General features: G+C 51.9%; 24 protein-coding genes and 3 pseudogenes. 13 read left to right on the forward strand and 14 right to left on the reverse strand.

Annotation, left to right across the window (positions count from 1 at the left end; genetic code table 11):
- The first annotated feature begins 17 nt into the window (after positions 1 to 17).
- A complete protein-coding gene (locus ACQG1K_RS17925) occupies positions 18 to 1,247 on the forward strand; it encodes an amino acid permease (protein WP_367076434.1) in 1,230 nt (409 codons plus the stop codon).
- Positions 1,248 to 1,280: 33 nt separating this feature from the next.
- Here the strand turns inward: ACQG1K_RS17925 and ACQG1K_RS17930 are convergent, their stop codons facing one another.
- Positions 1,281 to 1,553 carry a GNAT family N-acetyltransferase gene (locus ACQG1K_RS17930; RefSeq protein ID WP_006811846.1) on the reverse strand — a complete coding sequence of 91 codons (273 nt, stop codon included), beginning with the start codon at positions 1,551 to 1,553 and terminating at the stop codon, positions 1,281 to 1,283.
- Between the two features lie 10 nt (positions 1,554 to 1,563).
- The gene (yjdI, locus tag ACQG1K_RS17935; protein WP_022649260.1) at positions 1,564 to 1,794 is read right to left on the reverse strand and encodes a 4Fe-4S mono-cluster protein YjdI; all 231 of its coding nucleotides are present in this window, start codon (positions 1,792 to 1,794) and stop codon (positions 1,564 to 1,566) included.
- 452 nt (positions 1,795 to 2,246) lie between these two features.
- On the opposite strand from yjdI, the gene ACQG1K_RS17940 reads away from it, so the two are divergent.
- The 7 genes from ACQG1K_RS17940 (at position 2,247) to ACQG1K_RS17970 (ending at position 8,600) form a co-directional block, all read left to right on the forward strand.
- Positions 2,247 to 2,435, forward strand: coding sequence for a general stress protein (locus tag ACQG1K_RS17940; RefSeq protein WP_022649261.1), 189 nt, complete (start codon positions 2,247 to 2,249; stop codon positions 2,433 to 2,435).
- Between the two features lie 90 nt (positions 2,436 to 2,525).
- Positions 2,526 to 3,023: a ferritin-like domain-containing protein gene (locus tag ACQG1K_RS17945; protein ID WP_003862851.1), complete on the forward strand. Its 498-nt coding sequence runs from the start codon at positions 2,526 to 2,528 to the stop codon at positions 3,021 to 3,023.
- Positions 3,024 to 3,085: 62 nt separating this feature from the next.
- Positions 3,086 to 3,592: a ferritin-like domain-containing protein gene (locus tag ACQG1K_RS17950; RefSeq protein ID WP_022649262.1), complete on the forward strand. Its 507-nt coding sequence runs from the start codon at positions 3,086 to 3,088 to the stop codon at positions 3,590 to 3,592.
- Between the two features lie 17 nt (positions 3,593 to 3,609).
- Complete coding sequence (locus tag ACQG1K_RS17955; RefSeq protein WP_022649263.1) at positions 3,610 to 4,482, forward strand: manganese catalase family protein; 873 nt, start codon at positions 3,610 to 3,612, stop codon at positions 4,480 to 4,482.
- 70 nt (positions 4,483 to 4,552) lie between these two features.
- Positions 4,553 to 5,956, forward strand: a complete 1,404-nt coding sequence (locus ACQG1K_RS17960; RefSeq protein ID WP_003862857.1) for a cytochrome ubiquinol oxidase subunit I — start codon at positions 4,553 to 4,555, stop codon at positions 5,954 to 5,956.
- Positions 5,956 to 6,966, forward strand: coding sequence for a cytochrome d ubiquinol oxidase subunit II (cydB, locus tag ACQG1K_RS17965; RefSeq protein WP_367076438.1), 1,011 nt, complete (start codon positions 5,956 to 5,958; stop codon positions 6,964 to 6,966). Before ACQG1K_RS17960 ends, cydB begins: the two co-directional genes overlap by 1 nt.
- An 8-nt stretch (positions 6,967 to 6,974) precedes the next feature.
- Complete coding sequence (locus ACQG1K_RS17970; protein WP_367076440.1) at positions 6,975 to 8,600, forward strand: alpha-amylase family protein; 1,626 nt, start codon at positions 6,975 to 6,977, stop codon at positions 8,598 to 8,600.
- On the opposite strand, the gene ACQG1K_RS17975 is transcribed toward ACQG1K_RS17970, so the two are convergent.
- Genes ACQG1K_RS17975 through ACQG1K_RS17990 form a run of 4 tightly spaced genes read right to left on the reverse strand, consistent with a single transcriptional unit; the run spans position 8,601 to position 11,097 of the window.
- Positions 8,601 to 9,587, reverse strand: coding sequence for an SDR family oxidoreductase (locus ACQG1K_RS17975; protein ID WP_367076442.1), 987 nt, complete (start codon positions 9,585 to 9,587; stop codon positions 8,601 to 8,603).
- A gap of 16 nt (positions 9,588 to 9,603) precedes the next feature.
- A complete protein-coding gene (locus ACQG1K_RS17980) occupies positions 9,604 to 10,122 on the reverse strand; it encodes a 2-oxo-tetronate isomerase (protein ID WP_022649268.1) in 519 nt (172 codons plus the stop codon).
- 15 nt (positions 10,123 to 10,137) lie between these two features.
- Entirely contained in the window at positions 10,138 to 10,584 is a 447-nt protein-coding gene (locus ACQG1K_RS17985) for a DUF421 domain-containing protein (RefSeq protein ID WP_022649269.1), read from the reverse strand.
- A gap of 9 nt (positions 10,585 to 10,593) precedes the next feature.
- On the reverse strand, positions 10,594 to 11,097 hold the full coding sequence (locus ACQG1K_RS17990) for a hypothetical protein (RefSeq protein ID WP_023298530.1): 504 nt from the start codon (positions 11,095 to 11,097) through the stop codon (positions 10,594 to 10,596).
- 139 nt (positions 11,098 to 11,236) lie between these two features.
- Here ACQG1K_RS17990 and ACQG1K_RS17995 point away from each other — a divergent pair, with 139 nt between their 5' ends.
- Positions 11,237 to 11,626 (forward strand): YdeI family stress tolerance OB fold protein, encoded by a 390-nt coding sequence (locus ACQG1K_RS17995; protein WP_022649271.1) that lies wholly within the window; start codon positions 11,237 to 11,239, stop codon positions 11,624 to 11,626.
- A 61-nt stretch (positions 11,627 to 11,687) separates the two neighbouring features.
- On the forward strand, positions 11,688 to 12,572 hold the full coding sequence (locus ACQG1K_RS18000; protein WP_022649272.1) for an SDR family oxidoreductase: 885 nt from the start codon (positions 11,688 to 11,690) through the stop codon (positions 12,570 to 12,572).
- A gap of 102 nt (positions 12,573 to 12,674) precedes the next feature.
- Here the strand turns inward: ACQG1K_RS18000 and ACQG1K_RS18005 are convergent, their stop codons facing one another.
- Positions 12,675 to 14,657, reverse strand: a complete 1,983-nt coding sequence (locus ACQG1K_RS18005; RefSeq protein ID WP_367076445.1) for an alkyl/aryl-sulfatase — start codon at positions 14,655 to 14,657, stop codon at positions 12,675 to 12,677.
- 171 nt (positions 14,658 to 14,828) lie between these two features.
- On the opposite strand from ACQG1K_RS18005, the gene ACQG1K_RS18010 reads away from it, so the two are divergent.
- On the forward strand, positions 14,829 to 15,227 hold the full coding sequence (locus tag ACQG1K_RS18010; protein WP_367076447.1) for a hypothetical protein: 399 nt from the start codon (positions 14,829 to 14,831) through the stop codon (positions 15,225 to 15,227).
- 58 nt (positions 15,228 to 15,285) lie between these two features.
- On the opposite strand, the gene ACQG1K_RS18015 is transcribed toward ACQG1K_RS18010, so the two are convergent.
- The 3 genes and pseudogenes from ACQG1K_RS18015 to ACQG1K_RS18025 all read right to left on the reverse strand — a co-directional run bounded on the left by ACQG1K_RS18015 (position 15,286) and on the right by ACQG1K_RS18025 (position 17,861).
- On the reverse strand, positions 15,286 to 15,897 hold the full coding sequence (locus ACQG1K_RS18015) for an outer membrane beta-barrel protein (protein ID WP_022649276.1): 612 nt from the start codon (positions 15,895 to 15,897) through the stop codon (positions 15,286 to 15,288).
- A 100-nt stretch (positions 15,898 to 15,997) separates the two neighbouring features.
- Positions 15,998 to 16,627 (reverse strand): winged helix-turn-helix transcriptional regulator, encoded by a 630-nt coding sequence (locus ACQG1K_RS18020; protein ID WP_022649277.1) that lies wholly within the window; start codon positions 16,625 to 16,627, stop codon positions 15,998 to 16,000.
- Positions 16,628 to 16,690: 63 nt separating this feature from the next.
- Positions 16,691 to 17,861: pseudogene (locus ACQG1K_RS18025) on the reverse strand (OmpP1/FadL family transporter).
- Positions 17,862 to 18,403: 542 nt separating this feature from the next.
- Here ACQG1K_RS18025 and ACQG1K_RS18030 point away from each other — a divergent pair.
- Positions 18,404 to 19,048: a LysE family translocator gene (locus ACQG1K_RS18030; protein WP_367076452.1), complete on the forward strand. Its 645-nt coding sequence runs from the start codon at positions 18,404 to 18,406 to the stop codon at positions 19,046 to 19,048.
- 21 nt (positions 19,049 to 19,069) lie between these two features.
- Here ACQG1K_RS18030 and ACQG1K_RS18035 read toward each other — a convergent pair whose 3' ends face one another.
- Together ACQG1K_RS18035 and ACQG1K_RS18040 are read right to left on the reverse strand one after the other, a co-directional pair.
- On the reverse strand, positions 19,070 to 19,417 hold the full coding sequence (locus ACQG1K_RS18035) for a putative T6SS immunity periplasmic lipoprotein (protein ID WP_367076454.1): 348 nt from the start codon (positions 19,415 to 19,417) through the stop codon (positions 19,070 to 19,072).
- Positions 19,356 to 19,583: pseudogene (locus ACQG1K_RS18040) on the reverse strand (hypothetical protein); the annotation flags it as partial. The pseudogene ACQG1K_RS18040 and the gene ACQG1K_RS18035, both read right to left, overlap by 62 nt.
- Before the next feature lie 17 nt (positions 19,584 to 19,600).
- Between ACQG1K_RS18040 and ACQG1K_RS18045 the strand changes: the two are divergent.
- Positions 19,601 to 19,759 (forward strand): annotated as a pseudogene (locus ACQG1K_RS18045) (DUF4225 domain-containing protein); the annotation flags it as partial.
- Here ACQG1K_RS18045 and ACQG1K_RS18050 read toward each other — a convergent pair.
- Positions 19,756 to 20,070 carry a hypothetical protein gene (locus ACQG1K_RS18050; protein ID WP_022649281.1) on the reverse strand — a complete coding sequence of 105 codons (315 nt, stop codon included), beginning with the start codon at positions 20,068 to 20,070 and terminating at the stop codon, positions 19,756 to 19,758. The pseudogene ACQG1K_RS18045 and the gene ACQG1K_RS18050 sit on opposite strands and share 4 nt — an antisense overlap.
- Positions 20,071 to 21,026: 956 nt before the next feature.
- Positions 21,027 to 21,443: a recombinase family protein gene (locus ACQG1K_RS18055; RefSeq protein ID WP_226863006.1), complete on the reverse strand. Its 417-nt coding sequence runs from the start codon at positions 21,441 to 21,443 to the stop codon at positions 21,027 to 21,029.
- Positions 21,444 to 21,625 lie beyond the last annotated feature (182 nt).

Below are 21,625 nucleotides of genomic sequence, written 5' to 3' on the forward strand. Positions count from 1 at the left end.
GTTGATACGTTGCTCTAATGTCGAAAATTTGGTCAAAAGAAGAGACTCTCTGGAGTTTCGCCCTCTACGGCACTGCCGTGGGCGCAGGAACCCTGTTCTTGCCCATTCAGCTCGGCTCTGCTGGCGCGATTGTCCTGCTGATCACCGCCCTTGTGGCGTATCCCTTAACCTACTGGCCGCATAAAGCGCTGGCGCAATTTATTCTGTCGTCGAAGGCGAAAGGCAACGAAGGGATCACCGGTGCCGTTTCCCATTACTACGGCAAAAAGATCGGCAACCTCATCACCACGCTCTATTTCGTGGCCTTCTTTGTGGTGGTTCTGATTTACGCGGTGGCGATAACCAACTCACTTACAGAACAGCTGGCGAAACGGATGACGGTGGATACCAGCGTGCGGATGCTGGTGAGTTTTGGCGTGGTGCTGATTTTGAATCTGATCTTCCTGATGGGGCGGCACATCACCATTAAGGTGATGGGTTTCCTTGTCTTTCCGCTGATCGCCTATTTCCTGTTTGTCTCGCTGTATCTGACGGGCAGCTGGCAGCCGTCGCTGCTGACCAGCCAGATGGCCTTCGACCAGCATACGCTGCACCAGGTGTGGATATCGATCCCGGTGATGGTTTTCGCTTTTAGCCATACCCCGATCATCTCGACCTTCGCCGTAGATCGTCGCGAGAAATACGGTGAAGAGGCTATGGGTAAATGCAAAAAAATCATGAAAGTGGCGTACCTGATCATCTGCCTCAGCGTGCTATTCTTTGTGTTCAGCTGCCTGCTTTCGATTCCACCGTCCTATATCGTGGCGGCAAAAGAGGAAGGGGTGACGATCCTGTCCGCGCTGTCGATGATGCCTTCGTCCCCGGCATGGCTGGGCATTTCCGGCATTATCGTGGCAATTATAGCGATGTCGAAATCGTTCCTCGGCACCTATTTTGGCGTGATTGAAGGGGCAACGGAAATTGTGAAATCGTCGCTGAATCAGGTGGGTGTGAAGAAAAGTCGTGCCTTTAACCGCGCGGTTTCGATTCTCGGCGTGTCGCTGATTACCTTTGCGGTCTGCTGCATCAACCCGAATGCGATCTCGATGATTTACGCCATCAGCGGTCCGCTTATCGCCATGATCCTGTTCATCATGCCGACGCTGTCGACGTACCTGATCCCGTCGTTAAAACCGTACCGCTCCATCGGTAACCTGCTGACGCTGATTGTGGGTGTGCTGTGTGTGTCGGTGATGTTTGTCGGTTGAGTGTGCTGCCCGGCGCAATGCCGGGCATCTGTTTTACGCCCGAATATCGTCATACTCCCGCGTATTATCAAACTCATGCTTCGCAAACGGACACAGCGGGATAATTTTACGGTTCTCCCCGCGCATCTTCTCTACCACCTTCGCCACCAGCTGCTTACCCACACCCTGCCCTTTCAGGCTCGGATCCACATCGGTGTGCTCGATGATGCTCAGATGCTCGCCGGTCGGGACAAAGACGATCTCCGCAACCTGATTGCCTTCGGCGTCGTTGACATAAAACTTGTTATGGCCTTCAAGAATATCCATGGTTCCTCACTTATTTTAGGCGGTACTTCAGCGCACCGCTCGGGCAGGTATCAATTACGCGCGCAACAGTTTCTGCATCCACTTCATCCGGTGCGATCCAGGGTTTACGCTTCAGGTCGAACAGCGCCGCGCTGCCACGTACGCAGTTGCCCGAGTGTTTGCAGATCCCTGTGTTGAAGTAGACATCGATTTTCTCACCGGTATAGGCCCGGTACCCTGCATCCAGTAGCTCCTGATCCATGACATTGCCTCTGTAATTATTGTGGTGACAAATGCAGCATACCCTCACCCGATCCGCCTGACCACGTCAAAACGACGATCGGATACACTGTTTTCGGCTCGTTATTTTACTTCTCGCTTAAGACTATTCCGATTATAAAGACTCAGGTCGGCAAGATATATTTTTGCGCTACGTCAATTCTTGTAATCATTTCCGCCGCGTTCATATTAAGATTATTAGCTAAGCGGAATCCTAACGACACAAGTTATTTACCCTTAAGCAATGGATTTACATCCAATTTTCAAAAAACGTAACGAAGCGGTATTTTCCGCGCATCTCTGGAAATGGCGCAAAACAACCCAGACAGGAAATTTGACTCTTCTCACATAACGACTAATGTTAATTTCTGAACGACAACTGATACGAATTACTTATCGTATCACCTGACATAAACGCAACATGAGGGTTGATATATGGCAGAGCAACATCGTGGTGGTTCCGGTAATTTCGCGCAAGACCGTGAAAAAGCTTCAGAAGCTGGACGTAAAGGCGGCCAGCACAGCGGCGGTAATTTCAAAAACGATCCGCAACGCGCATCTGAAGCGGGTAAGAAAGGGGGACAGAACAGTCACGGCGGGGGCCGCAAATCTGATAACTCCTGATCTTATTTAAAGCTCTTATAAATATACCGAGAGCATGCTGCGGGCCTGTCGGCTCGCAGTACCTTCCCTTTATTTCACTGGAGCGAATATATGAATATGAAAACTGTTGAAGATGTATTTATTCACCTGTTATCCGATACCTACAGCGCTGAGAAGCAGCTGACCCGCGCGCTAAGCAAGTTAGCCCGCGCCGCATCAAGCGAGAAGCTGAGCGCTGCCTTCACGGCTCACCTTGAGGAGACGCAGGGACAGATCGAACGTATCGATCAGATTATTGAGCAGGAATCCGGCCTCAAGCTGAAGCGCATGAAATGCGTTGCAATGGAAGGCTTAATTGAAGAAGCCAACGAAGTTATTGAGAGCACTGAGAAAAACGAAGTGCGTGACGCTGCATTAATTGCCGCCGCACAGAAAGTCGAGCACTACGAAATTGCCAGCTACGGCACCCTGGCCACCCTGGCTGAACAATTAGGCTATAAAAAAGCCGTTAAACTTCTTGCAGAAACGCTGGAAGAAGAAAAAGAAACCGATCTCAAATTAACCGATCTGGCTGTCGGCAATATTAATCAAAAAGCCCAGAAAGGATAAATAATAATTTGATGAGCATCAGCACCAACAATTAACCAGAAAATAAATCACAGGAGTTAATTATGAATCATGTAGAACACTACCATGATTGGCTACGCGATGCCCATGCGATGGAAAAACAAGCCGAATCCATGCTGGAATCAATGGCCAGCCGTATTGATAATTATCCCGACTTACGTGCACGAATTGAACAACACGTTAATGAAACTAAACACCAAATTACCGTGCTGGAAGAAATTCTCGACCGCAATAATATTTCCCGTTCGGTCATAAAAGATTCCATGAGCAAAATGGCGGCGCTCGGCCAGTCCATTGGCGGCATGTTCCCTTCCGACGAAATTGTTAAAGGCTCCATCAGCGGCTACGTTTTTGAGCAGTTTGAAATTGCCTGCTACACCTCTCTGCTGGCCGCGGCCAAACAAGCGGGCGATACCGCCTCCATTCCAGCCATTGAATCCATTCTGGAAGAAGAGCGCCAGATGGCGGACTGGCTGATTCAACATATTCCACAGACGACGGAACAGTTCCTGCTGCGCTCCGACGCGGACGGCGTTGAAGCGAAAAAATAACGGAAGAGGGAGAAACTATGTTTCGACACGTAAAACAGCTGCAATACACAGTACGCGTAGCCGAACCGAATCCGGGTCTGGCTAATCTTCTGCTTGAGCAGTTTGGCGGGCCACAGGGCGAACTTGCCGCGGCATGTCGTTACTTTACGCAAGGATTGAGCGACGACGATCCCGGTCGTAAAGATATGCTGATGGATATCGCGACCGAGGAGTTAAGTCACCTGGAAATTATCGGCACCCTGGTGGGTATGCTTAATAAGGGTGCGAAAGGTGAACTGGCGGAAGGCGTTGAAAATGAAGCGGAGCTGTACCGGTCCATGACCGAAAACGGCAATGACAGTCATATCACTTCCCTGCTCTACGGGGGCGGTACTCCGCTCACTAACTCCGCAGGCGTACCGTGGACGGCGGCGTACGTGGATACCATTGGCGAACCCACCGCGGATCTGCGCTCTAACATTGCGGCCGAGGCGCGCGCCAAAATTATCTACGAACGGCTTATTAACGTAACGGACGATCCAGGTGTTAAAGATGCGCTGGCGTTTTTAATGACGCGTGAGGCAGCACACCAGCTTTCGTTTGAGAAGGCGCTCCAGTCGATCCGTAACAACTTCCCACCGGGTAAATTGCCGCCAATCGAAGAGTACACCAACAAGTACTACAATATGTCTGAGGGGGGAGAAGTTCGCGGAAGCTGGAACAGCGACAAGCACTTCGACTACGTGGAATCTCCTCAGCCAGCGGTCGATGGCGGTGACGGCGGCGCAAGCGTAACGCTCACAACAGAGCAGGCTACGCTGGTCAAAGCAATGTGCGCACGTACGAAATCCGATCCTAAAGCCGATCCGCTTACCGGTGCCGAGCTTGGCGCGGGTAAGAAAAAACCGTAACCGGTTTTGCCAGGCAGCCTGAGGCTGTCTGGCAATGCCTTGTGGGCTATCAGTTCCAGAGGTACGGAGCATGTTCGAGCTTGATGCGTTTCATCTGGCCAGGATACAGTTCGCCTTTACCGTCTCTTTCCATATTCTCTTTCCGGCAATCACCATCGGGCTTGCGAGCTATCTGGTGGTTCTCGAGGGCATGTGGCTTCGCACAAAAAATGATGTCTGGCGCTCGCTTTACCATTTCTGGCTGAAAATTTTCGCCGTTAACTTTGGTATGGGCGTGGTTTCCGGGCTGGTAATGGCTTACCAGTTTGGGACTAACTGGAGCGGATTTTCCCAGTTCGCAGGCAGCATAACCGGCCCTCTGCTCACTTATGAAGTCTTAACCGCCTTCTTCCTCGAAGCCGGTTTCCTGGGCGTGATGTTGTTCGGCTGGAACAAGGTCGGCCCCGGCCTGCACTTCTTTGCCACCTGCATGGTGGCGCTGGGCACGCTGATGTCCACCTTCTGGATCCTCGCCTCCAACAGCTGGATGCACACCCCGCAGGGCTTCAGTATTCAGAACGGTCAGGTCATTCCCGAAGACTGGCTGGCCATTATTTTTAACCCCTCATTCCCTTACCGTCTGATCCATATGTCCATCGCCGCCTTCCTGTGCAGCGCCTTGTTTGTGGGCGCGTCCGGGGCATGGCATCTGCTGCGCGGCAACGACACGCCCGCTATTCGCAAAATGTTCTCCATGGCCATGTGGATGGCGCTGCTGGTCGCGCCCATACAGGCCGTGGTTGGGGATATGCACGGCCTGAATACGCTTGAGCATCAGCCTGCCAAAATCGCCGCGATTGAAGGCCACTGGGAAAATCCGCCCGGCGAGGCTACCCCGCTGCTGCTGTTCGGCGTACCGGATATGGAGGAGGAGCGCACCAAATACGGGCTTGAAATTCCGGCGCTCGGCAGCCTGATCCTGACGCACAGCCTGGATAAACAGGTCCCGGCGCTGAAAGATTTCCCGAAAGAGGACCGCCCGAACTCGCTCATCGTCTTCTGGTCCTTCCGCATTATGGTCGGCATGGGGCTGCTGATGATTACGCTTGGTGTGCTGAGCGTCTGGCTGCGCTATCGCCGCCGACTCTATCACTCGCGACCATTCCACTGGTTTGCCCTGTGCATGGGGCCAGCCGGACTGCTTGCGCTGCTCGCCGGGTGGGTCACCACCGAAGTGGGCCGCCAGCCGTGGGTCGTCTACGGCTATCTGCGCACGATAGATGCGGTGTCTCTGCACAGCACGTTGCAGATGAGCATCAGCCTGCTGGCCTTTATCGTGGTCTACTGTTCGGTATTTGGCGTGGGTTATGTTTATCTCGCCCGGTTGATAAAAAAAGGGCCGCAGCCTGTCGGCACGCTAACGTCTAATACGTCGGGCACCCCTGCCCGTCCGCTGTCCGCCGCCGAGTCTGTTCCGGAAGAGGAGAAGATCTGATGGGCGTCGATATCCCGGTCATCTGGTTTGCCATTATTGTCTTCGCCACGCTGATGTACATCATCATGGACGGTTTCGATCTCGGTATCGGCATGCTGTTCAGCTTTGTGGGCGATGCCAAAGAGCGCGACGTAATGGTGAACAGCGTCGCTCCGGTATGGGACGGAAATGAAACCTGGCTGGTTCTCGGCGGCGCAGGGTTGTTCGGCGCGTTTCCGCTGGCCTACGCGGTGATTATCGATGCCCTGACCATCCCGCTCACGGCCATGCTGATCGGGCTTATTTTCCGCGGCGTGGCATTTGAGTTTCGCTTTAAGGCGACCCCTTCCCACCGCAAATTCTGGGACTATTCTTTTGCTGGCGGTTCCCTGCTGGCAACCTTCAGCCAGGGGATCGTGGTCGGCGCGATGATCAACGGCTTTGACGCGGAAGGGCGACGCTTTGTGGGCTCCTCGCTGGACTGGTTAACCCCGTTTAACCTGTTCTGCGGGCTGGGTTTGATTGTCGCCTATACCCTGCTGGCTACCACATGGCTGATCATGAAAAGCGAAGGCGCGCTGCAAAACCGGATGCGTGAGCTGACCCGGCACGTGCTGCTGGCACTGATCGCCGTTATTGCGGTGGTGAGTATCTGGACCCCGCTCGGCTGGCAGTTTGTCGCCGAGCGCTGGTTTACACTGCCTAACTTCTTCTGGTTCCTGCCGGTTCCGGTTCTGGTGGCGGTATTCAGCCTGTGGATCTGGCGGCTGACGCGCAATCCCGACAGCCATGCCCGTCCGTTCCTGTTAACGCTGGGCCTGATTTTCCTCGGCTTTAGCGGACTGGGCATCAGCCTGTGGCCACACATTATCCCGCCGCACATCACCCTGTGGGAAGCCGCCGCGCCGCCTGCCAGCCAGCTGTTTATGCTGATCGGCACGCTGTTAATCATCCCGGTGATCCTGGTTTACACCGCCTGGAGCTACTACGTCTTCCGGGGCAAAGTGTCTGATACCGAAGGTTATCACTAAGGATTGCTATGGCAGGCTGGCATACACGCGCCATTATTTACCAGATTGATACCGCCCTGTTTTACGATCTTAACGGCGATGGTTGTGGCGACATCGCCGGGATCGCCGCGAAGTTGCGCTACATCCGCCGGATGGGCGCGACGGTTATCTGGATCACCCCGTTTTACCTCACCCCTTTTCTCGATGAAGGCTATGACGTAAGCGACCATTTGCAGGTCGATCCCCGCTTCGGCAAGCTCAACGATATCATCGCCTTTATTGAACAGGCGCGGGAGCTGGGGATGAAGGTCATTATTGAGCTGCTGATCCAGCACACCTCGGATGCGCATCCCTGGTTTCAGCAGGCCCGCCGCAACCCGCAGTCACCCTACCGTGACTATTATCTCTGGTCTGACACGGACGAGGACGATACGCCACCGATGTTCCCCGGCGTGGAAAAGAGCGTCTGGACATGGGACGACGAAGCGGGGCAATACTACCGGCATATGTTTTATCACCACGAGCCGGATCTCAATCTGGCCTCCCCGGCGGTGCTGAAGGAGGTTGAGAACATCATCATCTTCTGGCTAAAGCTCGGGGTGTCGGGCTTTCGCCTGGATGCAGCGTCGCACCTGACAAAACAGGCCGGGCGTGGAGATGAAAAACGCGGCCTGTGGATCCTGGAGCATCTGCGCCGTCTTATCGAACAGCGCAATCCGGACGCGATCCTGCTCGGCGAAGTCGACGTGGAGGTCGACGCCTACAAAGATTATTTTGGTCAGAATGACCGGCTCAACCTGGTGCTGAATTTCTGGCTCAATAAGTACTTTTACGTCAGCCTTGCAGAGAAGAGCGCACGACCGCTGCGCAACGCAGTGAAGAAGATGATCGTGCCGCCGGACTCCTGCTGCTTCGCCAACTGGCTGCGCAATCATGATGAGCTGGATCTGGAAGGGATAGGCAAAAAAGCGAAGCAGACCGTCATTGATGCCTTCGCCCCTGATGAAGAGATGAGCGTGTATCAGCGAGGGATCCGCCGCCGTCTGGCGCCGATGCTTAAGGGCGATCGAAAGCGGCTGGCCTTTTGCCATGCGGTCTTGTTTTCGCTGCCGGGCGTACCGGTCATGCGCTACGGGGATGAAATTGGATTGGGCGATGATTTAGATCTGGAGGAGCGTTACGCCGTACGCACCCCGATGCAGTGGGCCGGATCGCAGGGCGGCGGTTTCTCAGATGCCGACCCGAAAACCTTTATCGCCCCAATGATTGACCATGGTCCGTACCGCTATCAAAAAATCAACGTGGCGGATTCGCTGTTGCACCGCAACTCCCTCCTGCACTGCATTATCGATATCGCCAATACGCGCTCGGAGTTTCCTGAGATCGGCGTCGCGCCGTTTCGTCTTATTACTATCGACAACGATGCGGTACTGGGGATCTATTACGAAACCGACACGCGCAGCATTCTGACCTTCGTTAACTTCAGCGATAAGCCCGTTAATTTTACCGCCAGAGGGATCCGGCATGCGACCTGGACCGCATGCCTGGCGGACAAACGCTACGACGACGCGCTGGTATGCGGCAAAACCGTCGCGCTTAACCTCAGCGGCTATGGCTACCGCTGGTTCTGGACCGATCGTACCGCACTGCGCTGATTATCGTCTCCGCGAGAGCAGCAGACGCGCCACGATCGCGCCCGTAACGGCGAGGGAGCCGAGCAGCACTTTCCCCGGCATGCCGGAGGTAACGCTGGTGGCGCGCTCTTTTGCTTCGTCGGTGAAGTGCCCGTGGATTTTATGCAGGTCGTTAACAGGCTGATCCAGATAGTCCTGACGGTCATCCGCATTTAGCGTATCGGTCATCTGCCCTTCCCAGGCCTTTTTAACCATCAGCCGGTCCAGAAAACCGGGGAAAAGAAACTGCCCGACAATCGACTGGACGGTGCTGCTGCCCACCCATAGCTCCCGCACCGGTTTCTGCGCCACCTTAAAAATAGCGCTGGCGGCCACTTCCGGCTGAAATACGGGAGGAACCGGGCGCATCGCCCAGGCAAATTTATTCCTCGCCCACTCGAACTGCGGCGTATTGAGGCCCGGCATCTGTACCATTGCGATCTGCACCCGGCTGTTTTCATGCATCAGCTCGGTGCGTACGGCATCGGTAAATCCGCGGATCGCGGCTTTCGCCCCACAGTAGGCTGACTGCAAGGGAATGGAACGGTAGGCCAGCGCGGAGCCAACCTGAATAATCGTTCCACGATCGCGAGTAGTCATTAACTCCAGCGCGGCGCGGGTGCCGTTAACATAGCCCAGATAGGTCACCTCGGTGACGCGGCGAAACTCCTCCGGGGACATGGTGCGAAACGGCGCCAGCATCCCGCCCATGGCGTTATTCACCCACACATCGATGGCTCCAAGCCGGTATTCAATTTCGTTAGCAGCATCGGTCACCGCCTTGCTGTCCGCCACGTCGGCCTGAACGGCACACGCGTTGATCCCGAAACGGCGCAACTCCTCTTCTGTGGAGCGCAGGCTCTGCTCATCGCGGGCAATAATGCCTAGATCGTAGCCCGCTTTAGCAAAGTGCAGCGCCGTGGCTTTCCCCACGCCCGCCGTACCGCCGGTAATAACGATAACAGCCATAGCCTTTCCCCTTGTCTCAGACGTTATCCCATCCGGAGAGTATTTCGATCAGTTCAGACAGCGAATAACGCACCGCTTTTTCCACCACATCCTGACATTCACCGGAAAACAGCACGGTGCGGGTTTCCGTCTGTCCGCGAATATTCCAGCCGAAGCAGACCGTACCGGCTGCCGTGCCATCGTCTCCGCCTTCCGGTCCCGCATAGCCGCTGATGGCAACACCAATATCCGCCTCGGCAATATCGCGAATTTTAGCGGCCATCTCAGTAACCGTTTGTTCACTGACGGCGGTGAAGCGCTCAATCGTTTCGTGCCGCACGCCGAGGATCCTCTCCTTCGCCGCATCGCTGAACACCACCATGCCAACGTCATAAAATTCCGCCGTGTTCTCTTCGGCACAAAGCGCAACCGCGAGATTACCGCCGGTGCAGGACTCCGCCGTGGTTAGACGCAGTCCTCTTTCTGTGAGCGTCGTGGCAAGCTTTTTCGTCAGCTCGCTGATGGTCGTATTATTATCGTGAATAAGGTTGCTCATGGATGTGCCCCTTAGTTAATTTTCTTCAGGAATAATTGAAATATGGCCGTTACGCTCAAGGATCGCGTACTTAATATCCTTTAATTCCGTTATGCCGTGATTCTGGCGTGCTGAAACCAATATATCATCGCAGGATACATCGACTTTTTTCAGTTTATCCGCAATGGGAATACCATTCTCTACCAATATCACCGGGGTGCCATCAAGAACATTCTCAACAGAAGAAGAATATTTTTTAATCAGGCCAAAAATAATATCCACCACCACCAGCGTTGTTATTGTAATCATCGCACCGGTGACGGAAAAATCTTCGCCCAGTAGCGCCTGCTGCGTCGCCTCACTGATAATTAAGAGCAAAATAAGATCAAAGCTGGTCATTTGCAGCAGGGCGCGCCGTCCGGCGACTTTAAACACGATCACCAGAAACAGGTATATTGCCAGGGCACGAAAAACCATGTCCATATTCGACTCCTAGGGGTAAATAAACTGCCAGAAGCGGATATCTGGCCCGTTGTTTACGCGGATGCTGTTTGTCCATTTCCCTGCTTTTGTCGGCGTGATGAACAGCAGGACGGTGAACTTATCGCTCTGTTTCAGATTGTCGTAAACGAGAAACAGGGTGTTCCCCCGGCTATACATGCTGTCCGGCTGCGGCCAGACGCTGCCCGGCTCATATACGTCGCTGCTTTCGCTGGTCAGGCTGAGAATATATTTACCCTCAGACGTCACCGGAAACGTCAGCGTCATCCGCGATTCGGTCTGGCGGCGGCCGAAGCGCTCATAGCTCAGGTTCAGGGATTTTGCTTCGTTTGTTTTCTCCACGTCGCTAACCGCACCGCTGGAAAACAGGCCGGCTAATGCGGCCACGATAATACCTAACAGTACAATAAAACCCACCTGACGAAATGCATACTCAAACGTCAGTAAACGATAACTCTCTTTTATCCCAGGCACTTTTTCATTTTTTGGTTCCATGGCTTTTGTCACCGTTTCGCTTAATTGCCGAAATTTTTGATTTTTCTACGCAAATGCTTTTAAGACTTATCACATTTGCCACATAAAGGAATAGCAACAATACTTAATAAGTCAAGACATCCAAAATGAAGGATATCAGATGAAATTATCAGTGATTTCAGCCTTGTTAATATTAATTATCCCTTCCGCATGGGCAGATAATAACGGCGGGTTACAAAAGGGTGAAGCGCCGCCACCGCCGCATGCCCTGGACAGTGGTTATCGTGGTACCGATGATGCGCGCATTATGACCATTACTCAGGCAAAAGAGATGCATGATGGCGCCTCTATTTCATTGCGCGGCAATCTTATAGATGGCAATGGCGATAAATACGTATTCCAGGATAAAACCGGGAAAATCGACGTTATTATCCCGAAAGCCGTATTTGACGACAGAACCGTGGAACCTGACAACATGATCAGTATTAGCGGCTCGCTCGATAAAAAATCATCCCCACCCGTAGTGCGGGTCAGCCACTTGCAAAAATAATTCAGCGAAGCGTTAACGCTGTAACTATCCATCAAATCTCACCCCTAACAAGGAGTTAGCTATGAGTGATAATGAACAACGTACGAACGCTTACCCAACGCCACCTTTCCCGGAGCAGCCCCAGACGCCACCGGGCCTGGCCTCTGAAATGGACCCTGTTCCCGATCACGGCGAGACAAGCTACAAAGGGCATGGCCGGCTTACCGGTAAGAAGGCGCTAATTACCGGTGGCGATTCTGGCATCGGACGCGCGGTAGCCATTGCCTATGCCCGCGAAGGGGCAGATGTCGCCATTAACTATTTGCCGGAAGAGGAAGAAGACGCTGCGGAAGTGATCGCCCTGATTAAAGCGGAAGGACGGAATGCCGTCGCGCTTCCGGGCGATGTGCGGGACGAAACTTTTTGTCAGAACCTGGTGGAACAGGCCGTCGGAAAACTGGGCGGGCTGGACATCCTGGTGAATAACGCAGGCCGCCAGCAGTACCGTGAGACGCTGGAAGAACTGACCACGGAAGATTTTGACGCGACCTTTAAAACCAACGTCTATGCGCCTTTCTGGATCACAAAGGCGGCGTTGCGCCACATGAAAGCTCCCGCTTCCATCATTAACACCTCATCTGTACAGGCGGTAAAACCGAGCGCCGTACTGCTTGACTATGCGCAGACCAAAGCCTGTCTCGCGGTGTTTACCAAAGCGCTGGCGAAACAGCTGGGTCCGAAAGGGATCCGCGTGAACGCGGTAGCGCCCGGACCTTACTGGACCGTGCTCCAGCCCAGCGGTGGGCAGCCACAGGAAAAAGTGAAACATTTTGGCGAGAGTACCCCTCTGGGACGCCCGGGACAGCCCGTGGAGATCGCACCGCTGTATGTCACTCTGGCCTCGGATGAGTGTTCATACACCTCCGGGCAGGTCTGGTGTTCAGACGGCGGCGACGGCGTCATCTAGCGCTCACGCAGCGCAGAGTGTAGGCCGGGTAAGGCGAAGCCGCCACCCGGCAAATTGTTGCAGGCGAATGCTAAAGGGCTGCGAAAGCAGCCTTTCTTACATTTAAGGGGTGACGACAGGAAACCAGAAACTGAAGCTCTCCATGCAGCGCAGCATTTCGTCTACCTTCGCGGCGTTGCCGACGATCGTCACCTCTCCTGCCTGTTGCGCCTTTTTCAGCGTGGTTTCCTTAAGGATGATTTTGTTCAGCGTTTCGCGGCTGAGCGTAATGGTTGCATCCGGATCTTCTGCCTGGATATTGGCACTATGGTTTAGCACGCCATTCTCCAGCTCCAGCTTATACCTGCCGCCCTCGCGGCCTAAATCAACGTTAAAAACGCCTCTGGCATTCGCCGCTCTGACGCCGTTAAGGTGAACGCCGAAGTAGTCAAAAATCATCTCAGTCGACATGGCACGGACCGCATCCGGGCTGGCGGTTTTGGGCGTCGGCTTTATCTTCACGCCGTTACGCAACTCTTGCGCACCGGTGAGGTAGGCGTTACGCCACGGCCCTGACTCCGCATGGTATCCCAGCTGTTCAAACGCATCGGCTTCCAGTTCGCGCGCCGCCTTATTATTCGGATCGGCAAAAACGACTTTACTGACCACCTGAGCCACCCAGCGATAATTCCCCCGGGCATAATCGACACGGGCTTTTTCAAGGATCGCGCGGGCTCCGCCCATGTAATCGACATACTTTTTCGCCGCCTCGACCGGAGGCAGTTCATCGAGCGTCGCCGGATTGCCGTCGAACCAGCCAAGATAGTAGACATAGGTGGCTTTGACGTTGTTGCTTACCGAGCCGTAATAGCCACGGCCTGCCCAGGATTTAGCCAGCCCGTAGGGCAGGGCGAAATTTGCGGCTATTTCATCCCTCGTCAGCCCCTTATTCGCCAGTCTGAGCGTCTGGTCGTTGATATAGCGGTAGATATCACGCTGGCTTTTCATCAACTTCACCACTTTTTTGTTACCCCACGTGGGCCAGTGGTGCTGCGCGATAATGATTTCCGCTTTATCACCCCAACGATCGATGGCGTTATTGATGTACTTTGACCATGCCAGCGGATCGTGTATTTTCGCCCCGCGCAGCGAGTAGGTATTGTGCAGGGTGTGAGTGACGTTCTCTGCTGCTTCGATCAGCTTTTTCTCTTCCACATACCAGAGCATTTCAGACGGTGCTTCCGATTCCGGCGTCAGCATAAAGTCATAGGTGAGACCGTCAATGACCTCTTTCTGCTCCTCTTCGGTAATAGAGTGAGTGGGCGCGATGAGCGTGACCGTTCCGGCTGAGGTGGTAGTCCCCAGACCTGCCCCCACCTGCCCCTTCACACCGGGTTTCAGCAGGTTTCCGTGGATATAGCTGGCACGGCGGCTCATGGCGTTTCCGGCCATGATATTTTCCGATACCGCCTCTTCCATAAAACCGGCTGGCGCATAGACTTTCACTTTGCCGGACATTACCCCGGCTTCATCAATTACGCCACGCACGCCGCCATAATGATCGACGTGACTATGGGTATAAATAACGGCAACAACCGGACGTTTGCCGCGATGCTTAACGTAAATATCCATGCCCGCTTTAGCCGTTTCCGCAGACACCAGCGGATCGATAACCGTGATCCCCTCTTTGCCCTCTATGATTGTCATATTCGACAGATCGAGGTTGCGGATCTGGTAGACGCCTTCCGTGACTTCAAACAGACCGCCGATATTATTCAGCTGCGCCTGACGCCACAGGCTCGGGTTGACGGTATCCGGCGCTTTTTGCCCTTCTTTGATAAAAGCGTATTTCTGGGGATTCCAGATAACGGCGCCTTTTTCACCTTTAATCACCGCAGGTGGCAGCGGGGCAATAAAGCCTTTATGCGCATTTCGGAAATCGGTTTTATCAAAGAAGGGCAGTTGACCATAAAGTGCATCATTCATTTGTTTCGTATGGGCAGTGGCTTCCTTCACCTCCTTTTGTGCCAGGACAGGCAATGAGATCAACGAGGCCAATAGCAGACCAGCAACGGCCATCGCACTAACGAGAGTTTTAAATTTCATACATCCTCGAGGCGTCATATTCACGCTGGCGGTACATGGGGGGAAAGGAGGCTATCACCGGGCTTTTCTTTTACCTATGGAAATAACGTTTATAAATAAATAAGTTTATTCTTTCGTCGCTGCGGCCTTCAGGGATAATGCTGAGTCCAATTATTTCCCCGGAGTAATTCGATGAAGAGCCTGCCGTTCTTTTTCGCTATATTAAGTCTGAGCACATTAACAGCATGTAGCTCTCCACCACCAGACAACGTTGAAAAGATTAATCATCTGCAAATTCCGCTGGTATTACCGGGGGAAAAACCGCCGCAGGCACAGATATCTCATATCGCGTCTCTTTATCAGGAAAATAAACAGCAGATCGATAACTTAACGCGCAGCGTAAAATCACAGTATCTTCAGGACACTACCGCAAAAGAAATTTTTGTTGCGGACAGCGCTGTTCAACGCGTTTACGCCTCGCTGACCAAACTGGAACAGTTAGATATGGTTAATCAGCAATACCTGAAAGACAATAATGTCACGGGCCTGAAAAATATTCATATTATGCTTGAACCGTTATTCGCCAGCTGACAACAAAAAACCCGGCAACATAGCAGCCGGGTTTTTCTTAATCGCCATATCACATGCATCAGTCGTACTGACCAAAGCGATAGCTAAGCCCTGCGGTGACGGAACTCAGGTCGCTGCTCACACCGATCTGGTTTGCATTACCCACATTGCTTACCCACTGATATTCCAGGCGGCCAGCCCAGTTTTTATTGAAGGCGTATTCAGTACCCACAGCTGCAAGCGGGCGCACACCGGTTTCAAAACGATTGTGACCACTTACATCGGATTCAGCGCGATAGCCCATCGCACCGGCACGGCCGTAGATATCCCAGTCATTGGTCAAGGCATAGCTGGCCTTCAGGGACATTTGCAGACCCTGCGTCTTCATTTGCGCCCCTGCGCCATGCTGACCCTTGATCTGCATGTTGCCTAAATAATCATAACCGCCTTCTACCGCAAGCCATGGGGTAATCTGGTAACCCGTATAAACACCCCCACCGACATTATCATGGTCAAAATCGAAGTGGTCGGAATTATTGTTATCAAACGCTTTTGAACCCATATTGGTATCAAAATAGTGTGACCAGCCGAATTTCGCTCCGCCATACCAGGTGCCCGCATCAGCGGCGGCGAACGCGGAAGTGGCGGTAAACGCATTAACCATAATCAAAGCGAGAACTGTCTTTTTCATAAATATACCGTTTACTTAATAAAGATAAAACTTAGAAAGCAAACGATATAGAAAATTAACAGCCTCGTTAATTCCATTTCTGTTTAATTTTAAACTTCCCCTAGAATGATTCAGGTAAGTGTCTGACTTCAAGCAAATACCCACCGCGCTTAAAGGAGATATATTCTCCCTGTTTAAGGGCGGATAATACATTGAGTATACTACTGCGAGAAAGCAGCGTACGATCCTGAATATATTCCAGTATCGTGGTACGCAAACGCGTCTCCTCCGGGAGCAAAATCATTTCCTGAAGGTGGTTACGAATAACGGAATAGGTACGCTGCTGGAGTACCTGCGCATCACGGAATATCAAATAGGCCGTATGGTATGAGAGCAGCGCTGCGACATCCTCCCAGACGCCCTCGGCACGGAATAACTCGGCCGCCTTGTCCGCATCGAGACGTAAAATGGTCGACTCCCTTTCCGCACGGAGAAAATGGCCTTGCGTAGGCTGGATCATCTCAGCAATACCAAACAAATGCGGCTCGTAAACGGTCACGACCACCAGTCCATCCGATGTCCGCAGCAGGGACAGCTCCCCTTCCAGAAAGAGGTACATCTGCTGTTTCCCCTTCCGTAACCAGGTGAGTCGCTTACGTGGAACAACGTGCACTTTCTCCGCTATCGGCTCAAGGATAGCGGTCAGTCGTTCGATGGATTTTTCGGGTCGAACAGGCGGTAAAATATGCATGGTACAACCTTCTGACATTCAGTATCTGCCATTATAGACCATATATTTTAAGCGGTTAGCCGATCAAAACTGATAGCTGTAGTTGACGCTGGCAAACCAAAGATAAGGATGGTCGTAACTTCCGGCAAACGCCACCGGCGATTTCACATGCGACGACTGCATATGAAGATACGACACGGCAATACCAATATTGCTGGCCGGGGTGATCTGATACTGGGCTCCCGTACCAAATCGCCACTCATCGCCGGTAGGTAAGGTTAAGGCCACATCGCTCTGGCTTTCATACGGCGAGCTGTCGAACGCCACACCGGCATTCAGTCGCCACTGAGGCGTTGGACGATACTGCACGCCCACCGCACCGTGCCACGTGTCCTTCAGGCGGCTGACGTTGTTCAGCTGCTGGTCCCCGACGACGATTTGCGGCGCGCCGAACTGGCTCCAGTCCTGCCAGCCGAGATCGCCCATAACCGACCACTGCGGGTTAATGTCATGCACAAGGCTGAGCATAATTTGCTGCGGCGCGCTGATTTGTGCTGACACCGGCAGGTCGTAGGTGCCGTTCTGTAGACGCGCGTTGCCGTCAATATTGAAGCTGTAGTCCGTTTCGCTGTTCCAGGTAATACCGGCTCGGGTCTGGTCAGTTAGCTGCATCAGCAGCCCAAGCCGATAGCTCATGGCCAGGTCTTCATCGCGTCGCCGGTAGTCATCATCGTTAACGCTGCGAGTCAGCGAGAAGTAACCGTAGTTAACGTTGGCGGACGCGCCAATCGAAAGACGGTCGTTAAGCTTATAGGCCAGCGAGGGGCTGAGCGTCATGGCTACCATGGTACTCTTTTTAATTAGCCTGTCGCCCGCCCAGCTGCCGTAGTCGATCCCCAGGCTTACCATAAAGCCCGACCCCGGCATAAAGATTATCGGTCACCTTCTGGCTATAAAAGGCGCTGGCATTCGGGATGGTTTTCATCACATCGCCGGGGCTTTGATGGGCATCGTTATCCAGCTGGTTGTCGATGGAGCCATCCATAACCTGTAACCCACCGGTGACCATATGATCCGGTAAGCGCGTCATGCCAGCCGGGTTGGTCATAATTGTAGAGGCATCCTGCGCACGAGCCGCCTGCCCTGCTCCGGCAAGCGCGGTATCTTCGGTGCCAGCTTCATAAAAATAGAGGGCGCTGGCATGGGCACTGGAGGCAGCTAATAAGCCAGCGCACAGGAGGAGTCGTGTTTTCATCTGCGATCCGGGAAATAAAAAATTTGCCGACAGATATAACAGGGGCGATTGATTACGTAAAAAGAAAGAGGGTTTAATTTTAAATTATGCGCGCGCGTAATTATATTTATGACACTCCAGCGACAGCCGGAACAAAGGCACCGTGATTCTGCATGCACCGGGTGAGGAATTTCTTACAATGCCGTTTGTACTCGTTCGGCTTAAGACAAGCGTTACTCACTACTGGGATCGCTCTTATCCTCTCGCATGGATTCGATAAACTCCCGTTGCTCCGGTGTGAGTTCAAGCTCATCCAGCAGGCGATCTAACTCTTCTTCAGACGATTCCTTTTGATTCTTTCTCTTCCCGCTAGCCATACTCACCCTTGAGTTATTAGGATTAATCTCAGGGTATCCAGGGTACAGGAAATGTGCAACTTAGCGTGTTATGCCATGAGTGATTCGTTGTTTAGCAAAAGCAGACTAAAAGCATATAAAATCACCCTTTACGCATAAAAATTCAGTGTTAGCATGGAGGTACATAATTTTTTTCTGGAGATGGCTATGCTGGACATAACTCATTTTGGGCTTTTCGCCCTATCTGTATTTCTCCTTTCCGTTACACCTGGGCCTGATATAGCCTACGTGGTAGGTCAAAGCGTGGTTAATGGAAGACGCGCGGGAATTATCTCTGCCGCTGGTGTAGCATTAGGTAGTTGCACACATGCAATTGCAAGCGCTGTGGGATTAACCGCGTTGATAACAGCATCTCCGATGATGTTCACCATCATTAAGTCTCTCGGTGCGGCTTATCTGGTGTATCTCGGTAGTAAGATGATTTGGGGAACGCTGACAAAGCAAACCACGAATCACAACGAAGCTGAACGCGTTAAGGCAAAAGCGACTCTGACGAGTCTACTTACTAAAGGTTTCATAACTACCTTAACCAACCCGAAGGTACTGTTATTCTTCATCTCCTTTTTCCCTCAATTCGTTGCGCCTGGAAGCGAGCACCAGACAGCTTCTTTTCTACTCCTGGGAATGACCTACGCATTGATCGCTTTTATGACTGATTTAACGTTCGCCGTACTTGCAGGTAGTGCAGCCGGAACCGTTTCGCAAAACAGAAGGTTGCAGAAAATACTGGATAGAATTGTTGGTGTAACATTCATTGGATTAGGGATCAGGTTGGCGTTTACACGCCGTTAAGAATATGGGGCGTTCAGCCCCTTATTCTTTGGGATAAGAAAATACAGCAGTGACTAAATGTGACCCTGATTTATCAGATTGGACGTCATACGCGAAGTTATACCGCTCTCCAGGTGTAAACTTAAATCCGAACACAGGAAGACACCCGCCCTTTTGAACATACACGGGCTTGTCATCAAAAATCTTGTGAAGAGAGTCGCTATTATCACTGTTAATTTGGATAGCAGTGATCCGTTCCAGTGGTGACACGACACAAACTTGATTATCTTTGATTAATGCCATTGAAGATTCACGATCTACCATTCGATCACCAGGCCCAGGGCATCCCGTTAAGATGAACACAACACCCAGCAACATTTTGTACTTCATGTTTAACGCCCCTGTACATCCCCATGCACCCAGGCCTTTGATAATAAGACCACTTACTAATCCCATAAACCAGCAGTAACCAGTAATCAGCTAAAATAGAGGCTTGCTGTTCAAGAGAGTAATCAGTGAGCTTTTCTTTATCCAGCCTGTAGGTATATTCAGCAGCCAAGTAGGACTTGCTCGAAAACTGGAGCCTGGAGATTATTCCGCTGGTTTTCACACGATTACTATCGCAATGTCAGCACAATAAGCACTCTTAAGATAACAATGAAGATTATCGGTTATGGCGTTAAAGCAAAAGTGATTTTCGACCTGTTAACAGCAGAAAATGGAACCCGTTAATCCTTTGTATTTTTTCGATAACGCCAGGATTTATAGGAAATTACCGGCGGCTGTGCGAAGGACATAATGGCAACCCCAAAGATCATCGCCAGCCCCCATGCAGCTGCTCTATCAGGTGAGCTGAAGACGAAAAGTAGCAGTAGGGTAAAGGTACACACAGCCACCACCCCCGCCAGGGTAACAAATCGTCTAGCGAGGTCATTTATGGCCTCTCCAGGCGTTCCTCCATATTTTTCAATATTGCTTTTTATCTTCTGCAATTCGGGCTGCGTAAACCCTGAACGTAACAAAGCCTCATCAGTCACTTTCATATCGTCTCGTCCCTTATCTCCCAAAAGTGTTTTTCCAATCGCTGATTATGCAAGCAATCATAATGATGAACTTTACAGCAATCCAGCCGAAACTTTTCGGCAGATTCCATCTCCACTTTCTTATTATTTGGGTGATGCAAGGACATTACGACAATGGTTGGTTTCGCTTTGCGAAAGTCAGAAGTACTTTGTATTGATTAACACTTAGTATTGATTCATGTACAAACTTTGCTAAAACCTCCCTACCCTCTGACAGAGGAAAGCCACTTACCTTCCTTCAGTGGTTTATGTCGGAATTTTTGACATGGTTTGATATGTCCGCGTCATGCTTCAATGGCACAATCAACGGCAACACCTGAGGCGGTCCAGACACCTGATCCGCTCCGAGTATTGATTATCCCCCCCGCTTTCATCTGAAAGTATCGACCATTCTCCGCGCTGGCTGAAGATTGGCAATCCTATACTGGTTTTCTGTAAAAATTAGGTGGATGATCTTTGCCACTGGCTATCCTGCGAACAAAATAGATTAAATGCACCTCAAATAGCCTATAATCCGTAGTTAATCATGCTGAAGTGGTCACTGAACGTACAAAACACAAGTCTGTACCTATGGGCGTTATAGTGTGGTGCATGCAGCAAAGCCAGTAATGGCGCGGCCTAGGCAGAACTACCATCTGTGGCGCAGCTAAACACAATCACCGATCCGCCCTTCTATACAGATAAATAATTTTCGTACAAAAACAACGAAAAACCCTCCATTTCTGGGCCTGTGAGAGCCTATCAGCGGGACGCTGTGATATGGGTCTGTCAGTTTACAATTGTGAGGGGGATGACGAGCTGTAGAGTTTCTGGTGGAGCATACGGAGCTATTGGTGGTGGTGCTCGCGCTGGTGTGGATTTCAGGCAATAAAAAACCCCGCCGGAGCGAGGTCAAAGTGGGGATGTTTTAGAATTGTTCAGGCTTCGGCCTTAATGTTCATGACTGTTCTGGTGCTGACGTTGTGGCTTTCTGCGATCGCACGAATGGTTTTACCTGCTGCGAGTTCTGCTTTAATGGCTTCACGATCAATAGAGCGACCTTTGCCCCGTCCGGTGATCCTGCCTGCGGCTTTTGCTGCTTCGTAACCTTCACGCTGGCGCTCCAGCATCGTTTCACGTTCCATCTGTGCGACTGCTGCCAGTACGGTCAGCATCATATTACCTGCTGGAGAGTTCTTCCCGGTCTTAAAATCCTCTTTGTGGAACTGAACAACTACACCCCGTTCTGTTAACCGCTCAACCGTTGCCAGCAAGTCAGCAGTGTTACGGCAAAGGCACAGGAAGACAGCGTTTCGCCTGTTGTAATAAAGCGAGGCAAATTGCAACGCAAGCAAAGTAGTGTAACGCAGTGATAACACCAGGATATTTCATGCAGATCCAGTGAAATTATTAGGCAGCTAACCGATCCACTCAGCGGATCTATAATAGAGCCGGGGATATTTTAAGCAGGAGGATGTAAACTGGGAGGATAAAGAGACGGGACACCTACGGGGGCGGGTTGTGTAAGTATTTCCTG

The organism is Enterobacter cloacae complex sp. 402C9 (genome assembly GCF_050030745.1).
In the GTDB taxonomy this organism is placed as follows: Bacteria; Pseudomonadota; Gammaproteobacteria; order Enterobacterales; family Enterobacteriaceae; genus Enterobacter; species Enterobacter intestinihominis.